The organism is Acetobacter pasteurianus subsp. pasteurianus LMG 1262 = NBRC 106471, from assembly GCF_000285275.1.
GTDB classification, from domain to species: domain Bacteria; phylum Pseudomonadota; class Alphaproteobacteria; order Acetobacterales; family Acetobacteraceae; genus Acetobacter; species Acetobacter pasteurianus.
The window spans coordinates 1-8,484 of the sequence record NZ_CADO01000042.1 but is presented as its reverse complement, the minus strand read 5'-3'; the positions used below and the strand labels follow the sequence as shown (position 1 = coordinate 8,484).

General features: G+C 50.7%; 7 protein-coding genes and 2 pseudogenes. 7 read left to right on the top strand and 2 right to left on the bottom strand.

Translation table 11 applies throughout. The features are described from left to right. Positions 1-48: 48 nt before the first annotated feature. From APA10_RS08735 to pgm, 7 genes and pseudogenes are all read left to right on the top strand, one after another. Positions 49-537 (top strand): annotated as a pseudogene (locus APA10_RS08735) (SDR family oxidoreductase); the annotation flags it as partial. Positions 538-599: 62 nt separating this feature from the next. Beyond that, positions 600-1,232, top strand: a complete 633-nt coding sequence (locus APA10_RS08730) for a TetR/AcrR family transcriptional regulator (RefSeq protein WP_003630938.1) — start codon at positions 600-602, stop codon at positions 1,230-1,232. Between the two features lie 159 nt (positions 1,233-1,391). Then, positions 1,392-2,153: pseudogene (locus tag APA10_RS08725) on the top strand (SDR family NAD(P)-dependent oxidoreductase). 29 nt (positions 2,154-2,182) lie between these two features. Continuing rightward, positions 2,183-2,623, top strand: coding sequence for an SRPBCC family protein (locus APA10_RS08720; RefSeq protein ID WP_035366534.1), 441 nt, complete (start codon positions 2,183-2,185; stop codon positions 2,621-2,623). Positions 2,624-2,721: 98 nt separating this feature from the next. Continuing rightward, positions 2,722-3,168, top strand: coding sequence for a hypothetical protein (locus tag APA10_RS08715; protein ID WP_174714333.1), 447 nt, complete (start codon positions 2,722-2,724; stop codon positions 3,166-3,168). Positions 3,169-3,371: 203 nt separating this feature from the next. Then, positions 3,372-4,748, top strand: a complete 1,377-nt coding sequence (locus APA10_RS08710; protein WP_003630930.1) for an MFS transporter — start codon at positions 3,372-3,374, stop codon at positions 4,746-4,748. A 182-nt stretch (positions 4,749-4,930) separates the two neighbouring features. Then, a complete protein-coding gene (gene pgm, locus APA10_RS08705; protein WP_003630929.1) occupies positions 4,931-6,598 on the top strand; it encodes a phosphoglucomutase (alpha-D-glucose-1,6-bisphosphate-dependent) in 1,668 nt (555 codons plus the stop codon). Positions 6,599-6,823: 225 nt separating this feature from the next. Here pgm and APA10_RS08700 read toward each other — a convergent pair whose 3' ends face one another. Together APA10_RS08700 and APA10_RS08695 are read right to left on the bottom strand one after the other, a co-directional pair. Further along, entirely contained in the window at positions 6,824-7,366 is a 543-nt protein-coding gene (locus APA10_RS08700; RefSeq protein ID WP_003630928.1) for a sugar O-acetyltransferase, read from the bottom strand. Beyond that, a complete protein-coding gene (locus APA10_RS08695) occupies positions 7,363-8,067 on the bottom strand; it encodes a DUF1349 domain-containing protein (protein WP_035366531.1) in 705 nt (234 codons plus the stop codon). Before APA10_RS08695 ends, APA10_RS08700 begins: the two co-directional genes overlap by 4 nt. Positions 8,068-8,484: the final 417 nt, after the last annotated feature.

The following is an 8,484-nucleotide window of genomic DNA, read 5'->3' as shown; positions in this document are numbered from 1 at the left end:
CTTTTTCATAATCTAACCCGATGTACAACCCTTCTGTGAGATTTCCGCGTCGACATTTTCGTCTTCAACGCCGGAATATGCGTTGCCGGAGACCCACTGACACTCAACCCTGATGACGTTGACCGCATGATAGATATCAACATTCGTGCCGCCTATCATTGTGCGGTTGAAGCGGCCCGCTCCATGCCTAACGGGGGCCGAATTATCCTGATCGGTTCCACAAACGCCAATCGCGTCCCCTTCAAGGGACTGGCCGCTTACAGCATGACAAAATCAGCCCTGCAAAGCATGGTGCGCGGCTTAGCGCGGGATTTTGGCGAGCGCCATATCACGGTCAACGTCATCCAGCCGGGGCCAACGGATACGGATATGAACCCGGCCAATGGCCCGCAAGCCGATCTCATGCACAGCGTCATGGCCATCAAGGAACATGGCTCGGCAGATGATGTTGCAGCCTATGTATCGTTTTTGGCCAGCAACGCAGCACGCGGTATTACGGGGGCCATGCAGACCATTGATGGGGGTTTCAGCGCGTGATTCTGGCCATCCATTTCCGTATCAATTAGTATAAAAAACTTTTACACGAACGGAGACAGGATATGGCCCGAACAGGACGGCCCCGTGAGTTTGACCGGGACAAGGCGCTGGATGCCGCGCTCACGTTGTTCTGGATGCAGGGTTATGAGCCGACATCATTGAACCAGCTCAAGGTCTGCATGGGAAATATTTCGCCTGCCAGTTTCTATGCTGCCTTTGGTTCCAAGGAAGCGCTGTTCCGTGAAGTCGTGCAGCGCTATCTAGAAACCTATGGGCAAGTTACTGCGCCTCTATGGGACGAAACACTCGCGCCACGTGATGCTATTGAACAGACATTGCGACGCTCCGCCCGCATGCAGACAACGCGCTCTCACCCTACGGGATGCCTGATTGTGCTGGGGGCCAGCAATTGTTCACCAGAAAACCAGTCCGTGCAGACCCTTCTGGCAGCCGAACGCGCACGCACCAGAAAGGGCATAAAAGCTTGTGTAGATCGAGCTGTGGCAAGTGGAGAATTGTCCCCTTCCTCCGCTACCGAGCCTCTCCCTACCCTGTTCACAACCTTTCTACACGGCATGGCCTGCGAAGCCAAAGATGGTGACAAAGCCAAGAAACTGGAAGCCGCCATTACAACGCTCATGCAAATCTGGGATAGTCTTGCGGCGCACCCCAAGAGCGTTTCCTTCCGCCAGTAAACGGCCCTGATTTTATCACCAGCCATTCTCCGTGGATTTATATGTATCAGTCGATCCATAATTTATTGACGACCTACCTCACCCCATTTATGTATTGATTGTTCTTTAAGTATAGCAACCTCATTTCGCCTCTCACAAACCTACCAAAGGGAAACGATTATGAACCAGAAATACGTGGCCCTTGTTACAGGTGCCAATCGTGGGATCGGTTATAGTATTGCAAAACAGCTGATTGCAGCAGGCATTGATGTCATCGGCACTTATTACACTAACGAAGCCGAAGCACAGGCCGCTAAAACGGCACTCAGCACCGACACCGCAAAACTGCGCATGCTGAAACTGGATATTTCAGACTACACCACTTTTGCGACATTTACTGCGTAGGTCAGGAATCTTCTGGATGAGGAATTTTCCGGATCTACTTTAAAATACATCGTGCAAAACGCGGGCAATATCATTCACACTCGCTTTGACACGGCGACATCTGAACTGCTTGATAATCAATATAACATTCATTTCAAAGGCCCGTATCTGCTGACAGTAGCCCTTCTACCGCTGATCTGCGATGGCGGACGTATTCTCAACATCACTTCGGCAGCCACACGCTTTTACCTGCCCGATCATGGCCCCTACTCCGCCATGAAGGGGGCTACCGAAGTAATCTCACTTTACATGGCCAAGGAACTGGGGGAACGCCGCATTACCGTCAATGCGGTAGCACCAGGCGCCATTGCCTCAGACTTTGGCGGTGGATTGGTACGAGACAACTCTGAGGTCAACAAAAGTCTGGCAGAAATCACACCTCTGGGACGTGTCGGGCAACCGGATGATATTGGTGCCGCTGTTGCCGCCCTTTTGTCTGACAACATGCACTGGGTGAATGGTCAGCGTATCGAAGTAACTGGCGGTCAGTCACTTTAATACGCCTTAACAGAGATCAGGAAAATATGATGATAGAGGTTATGGCCAGTAGTGTTCTCAATGCACCCATTGCATCCGTCTGGCCCCTCGTACGGGATTTCGGAGCCATCGGCCAGTGGTTGCCGGGAGTCAAAAGCTGCCGGATTGAAGGGGATGATCCGGGCGATCGCGTGGGTACCATTCGGCGACTTGAGATGGGCGATGTCGGCCTTATTCGTGAGCAGCTTCTGGCTCTATCCGATACGGATTATGCCGTAACATTTTCGATCATTGAATCAGCGCTCCCAATCTGGAACTATCGTTCAACCATCCAGCTCCTGCCGGTTACAGATGGTGAGCGCACCTTCATCCGCTGGAAAGGGCAATTTGAGGCTAATCCAGACGATGCTGCCGCAATGCAAGCACGCATGCCCACACTGATTTACCAACCTGCTTTCGATAACCTGGCTAGCAGGCTTTCTGGCAAATAATCGCTATTATCCAGACCGTAAATTAAGTGGATATTCAGTTAATTAAAAAATCACATTGAGCGCGTTCACCGCAACATTCTGATAGATAATCTGTATTGATGCAATACAATGGAGTATACACAGAATACATAGACAAAAGGACAGATTACAGAATGAAAATTATCAGAATTGCTGCGGCCATAGCTATTATTGCCAGCACGAGCGCCTGCACCTCTACAGGTGATGCCTCTATAAAACATACCACTCTTATGGAAGTTAACCAGAATATTCATGATGGCGTAACAACTGCATCCCAAGTGCATCAAATTTACGGTAAACCGGGGCAAAAAGGTTACGAAAACGGCTACGAGTTCTGGGTTTACAGTTTTACAGCAGGCAGAGAAGACGGCCTTTCCATCGCTCAGGATGTTGTGGGGCTAGGCATGCTTGGTGAAAGAACAAACAACAAAAGCAAAACGCTTACTATCGTGTTTAACAATGGCGTTGTGCTGAACCATAGTTTTTCTACCTCGAATTTTAGCTCCAGCAGCGGCATAAGGCAGTAATAATACGGGCTACAAAAGTGTTTTGATATATGTGGCCCATAAATACGAATTGCCGAATGCAATGAAATGCCCGTATTTTCTTTTAGGCCTCAAAGCTGCATGCTCATTATCAGGAAATCGGGAACTTTCATGAACGCTCCAATATTAAAGCAGCCTCACGTGCAGTTCCCCGCTCATATGTTGCTTGCGGGGTCTTTTTTCTAATGAATAATCAACCGGTTTCTGACACTCAACGCCGTTTGGTTATGCTCTGCGCTGTGCTCGGAATTGTGTTGGGCGGGCTGGATGGCGCCATTGCCAACATTGCCCTTCCTACCATCGCAAAGGATCTTTCATGCAGCGAAACACTTACTGTCTGGATTGTTAACGGGTATCAACTCGCTGTGGCGGTCAGTCTGCTACCGGCTGCTGCATTAGCTGAATCCCTTGGCCTTAAAAAAGTGTACGGTTTTGGGCTGGCACTGTTTACTGCGGCATCCCTCGCCTGTGCGCTTTCTGGGTCTATCGGTCTTCTGGTGGGTTCTCGCGTGTTACAAGGCATTGGTGGAGCCTGTATGGCTGCGTTAAGCGGTGCGCTTGTGAGAAGTGTTTACCCCCGAGAGCTTTTACATAAGGCATTCGCAACAATTGCACTTGCGGTTGCTATTTCCGCTGCTACTGGCCCCACACTGGCCGCTGCAGTTTTATCTGTTGCCACTTGGCCTTGGCTGTTTTTAATCAATTTGCCAATCGGCCTTATAGCGGTCCCGCTTTTTCTACGGGTTGCACCACATAGCCCGCGCCGTTCGTTTGCATTCGATTGGATGGGCGCTTTGCTGAATGTTGGCGCTCTGGGGCTGGGCGTTCTTGGCGTTGATGCACTGGGGCAAAAAGAACCCAGATGGGCGGGTATTGAAATCGGAGCAGGTTTTCTGTGCGCCATTATGCTGTATCTGCAGCAGCGCCGCCAAAAGGCCCCTATGCTCCCACTTGATCTTCTGGCTATTCCGCTATTTTCGCTTTCCATCCTTACATCTGTTTGTGCCTATGCAGCACAAATTCTGGCCTATGTTGCCCTGCCATTTCTGTTTCAAACAATTATGCACCAGTCTGCAGTTACAACTGGCCTGCTTGTTACGCCTTGGCCATTACTGGTTGCCGTGGCAGCTCCTTTTGCCGGGCAACTGGCGGCCCGCCACCCGGCATCTGTTTTAAGCAGTATCGGGCTAACAATTCTGGCTGCTGGATTAACCATGTTGAGCATTATGCCTGCGCATCCATCATTTCTGGATGTGGCTTGGCGTATGGGGCTATGTGGCATTGGCTTTGGTTTCTATCAAACACCTAACAATCTTACTGTCATGACTTCTGGCCCAACCACCCGCAGCGGCGCTGCCAGTGGCATGTTAGCTGTTGCACGCACAATGGGCTGGGCCTTGGGCTCCGCCTTGGTGGCGCTGGTTTTTGGTTTGTCTGAAGGAAGTTCTGGAGCTGTTCATTGCCTTGAACTGGCAACAGGGTTTGCCCTTACCGGCGCTATTCTTAGTGTTTCACGCCGCGTTATTCGAGATGAGCAGCATCAGCAAAAAAGCAGTCCTTAAATGTCATGCAACGCCACTGCCACAATCCGTGCATAGTGTTCGGGCATGATACATTTTCTTTCTCATATACCATCAGGCCATCCCGCATGAGAATGGTTTGCGGGTGGACGATGCCATGACCGGCCTGTAAGGAAATTGGGAGAATATGTGTCTTTTTTCATATCGTATTTTGGGAGCAATGAATGCCTAGCATAAGCCCATTTGCCGGCAAGCCAGTCGATCCAGCCCATCTTGTCAATATCGATGCCCTGCTTGACGCTTATTATACCCGCAAGCCCGATCCCGCTATTGCAACACAGCGTGTAGCATTTGGCACATCGGGGCATCGTGGGTCTTCCCTAAGCACCAGCTTCAATGAAAACCATATTCTCTCAATCAGTCAGGCGATTGCCGATTACCGCAAAAGCGCAGGTATTACTGGGCCGCTGTTCATCGGTATTGATACCCATGCGCTATCACGCCCTGCGCTGAAATCCGCACTGGAAGTCTTCGCGGCCAATGGCGTGGAAGTCCGTATTGATGCGCAGGATGGCTATACGCCCACGCCAGTCATCTCGCACGCAATCCTGACTTATAACCGTAATCGTAGTAGCGATCTGGCTGATGGCGTGGTGATTACACCATCACACAACCCGCCAGAAGATGGCGGCTACAAGTATAATCCTCCCCATGGCGGCCCGGCAGATACCGATATCACCAAGGTGGTGGAAGGTGCTGCCAACGCTTACATGGCCAAGAAGATGGAAGGCGTAAAGCGTGTTAGCCTTGAAGATGCGCTGAAAGCTGCCACCACAAAGCGGCATGACTACATCACTCCGTATGTGGATGACCTAGCATCTGTGGTGGATATGGATGTTATCCGTGAGTCCGGCGTGTCTATCGGTATCGACCCACTGGGCGGAGCTGCTGTAGATTACTGGCAGCCGATTATCGATAAATACGGTATCAACGCCACGATCGTCAGCAAGGAAGTGGATCCGACGTTCCGCTTTATGACTGCCGATTGGGATGGCAAAATCCGTATGGATTGTTCTTCTCCCTATGCCATGGCCCGTCTGGTCGGGATGAAGGATAAATTCGACATCGCCTTCGCTAATGATACCGATGCCGACCGTCATGGCATCGTGTCAGGCAAATATGGGCTGATGAACCCCAATCACTATCTAGCCGTTGCGATTGAATATTTGTTTAGCAATCGTGAAAACTGGAACGCCGGTGCAGGTGTGGGCAAAACAGTGGTCAGCAGCAGCATGATCGACCGTGTGGCAGAGGAAATCGGTCGCAAACTGGTAGAAGTGCCTGTTGGATTCAAATGGTTTGTTGATGGTCTGTTCCACGGCACGCTGGGCTTTGGCGGCGAAGAAAGTGCGGGTGCATCCTTCCTGCGCCGTGATGGCACGGTATGGAGCACAGACAAGGACGGTATCATTCTTGGCCTGCTGGCAGCCGAAATCACGGCGCGCACCAAGCGCAACCCCGGTGCCGCGTATGAGGATATGACCAAACGCCTTGGTACACCGTATTACGCGCGTATTGATGCTCCGGCCAATCCGGAACAAAAAGCTATCCTGAAAAACCTGTTACCTGAACAGATTGGCATGACCGAACTGGCGGGTGAACCGATCATCAGCACCTTGACCAATGCGCCCGGCAACGGGGCAGCTATTGGTGGGCTGAAGGTTTCAGCCAAAGATGGCTGGTTTGCCGCCCGCCCCTCCGGCACGGAAAACGTCTATAAAATCTACGCTGAAAGCTTCAAGAGCGAGGCGCATCTGAAGGCTATCCAAACCGAAGCACAAAATGCGATTTCCGCTCTATTTGCTAAAGCGGCCGAAAAGAAAACTATTTGATTTTTTGAGTAACCTTCCATGCCCTGTCATCGGGCATGGATTGATACCATTTTTTCCAATTTCTTAGGAAAATATTGGGCATATGCCTAACTTTGTGTCAGTCATCTGGAAGTTTTTCAGCTCGTCTTAGATGACTGACACAAAATCACATTTGGCGTGACTCTGTAGGTTCAGCACAAGGTGCACACACTATTCTCACCAGCCAAGTAAAGAATTATGCCAGAATTATAATCCAGCATGCAAAAGCCGCGCCGGATTACCAGCCACGGTTACGCCAGAAGCAACATCGTGCGTGACAACGCTGCCTGCCCCGATAATAGCGTTATCCCCAATTGTTATACCGGGCAGGATGATAGCCCCACCCCCAATCCAGACATTTTTACCGATAGTAATGGGGCGGCCAAACTCCAACATTTTTTGGCGCAATTCAGGATCTCGTGGATGATCAGCAGTCAGAATCTGCACGCCGGGGCCAATCTGTGTTCCATCCCCAATCCTGACAGGCACTACATCGAGCACGATGCAATTGAAGTTGAGGAACACATTGTTGCCCAAGAAAATATTATAACCATAATCACAATGAAAAGGCGGGCGAATGCAGGTGTTCTCTCCAACCGCTCCCAGTCGTTCAGACAAATTTCCATTGCGGTTGTTATACCGAACAAGCCATTGGGCGCATTGCGCCATATCGCGCTGTAATTCGGGGTCACTAGCGAGATACAGATCACTCGCCAGCATTTTCTGTTTTTCGCTACGATGAGGCATCATGTCAGATCATGTAATGCTTTGCCCAGTGGCGGAGTAAGCAGCCAATCAGAAAAGCAGACTTTAAGACCTTCTCGCTCCGGCGTGCAACACATTGGGCCAACCAGATAGGACGCCGCCTTGGGAAAAGGCGCCAAACGCACAAGCGGCCAGATCTTGCCATCGGCAGATACCTGAAGCCGTAGCACGCCATCTGCTACAGTTGCGCGCATCCAAAAATCTTTGGGGTCGCCCTCATAAGGAGCTGTCGCCCAGTCTGAACGGCCATCTGTAAGAACACTGCTGAGCATGGCGCGCCCATCTGAAAGTTCTATCCCAGCCTTGACCCATTGCTTCTCATCAATACGAACCATGAGACCGGCCTGATCATACAACTTCTCGTATTCCGCGCGAATACGCAGCTGTGCTGTAAAACGTGACGGCGCATGGAGTCCATAAAAATGCCCGCTATCACGTGTAAATCCGTAAAAGGTCTCTCGCCAGAAATCAGACCCTTTATCCGTTACCATCTCTAACGCATCGGCAGTGATTGCGCTTTGATGTGGCTTGTTAAGCCACTCCCCATTCTGCCACGGGCTAGAATTGCCGGCACGCGCTTTGCCGCCTAAAGCCATGCCCCCAGCCATCGCTCCAGCAGCAATCACCGTGCGCCTTGTCATGCTGGGAGGACAATTCTTTTCGATCTTCTCGCTCACTGCTAACATCCTGCGTCATGAAGATATTTATCTTGTGTGATGATCTGCTTTATCTGGCTTTCAGACAAGTTTGAATTGCCTCAGGTTTTGTGGAGAGCAAAAACCGTGAACTGCGACAAGCCAATGAAATCCCGCGCAAAGAAGCTGCGTTTTTGACTTAGGTAACAGTGCATTCGGAGAATATGCCGATACATTGGACGATACGTGACGTGACGTTATTCAGGATGAACCACAAACGCGGAATTTGCCATTCATCCGGTTCGCCCGCTTGGATCTCCCGACTATGCTCGCTCAAGACCGGCGGGTACCAATAAGACTTAAAAAAATGTAGGCCCTACCGAACAAGGTAGGGCCTTTTGAAAAATGACTATATGTTACAGCGTGTCGTCAGTTAAGCAGGATGATGATTGAGGCGAACTGCACGGC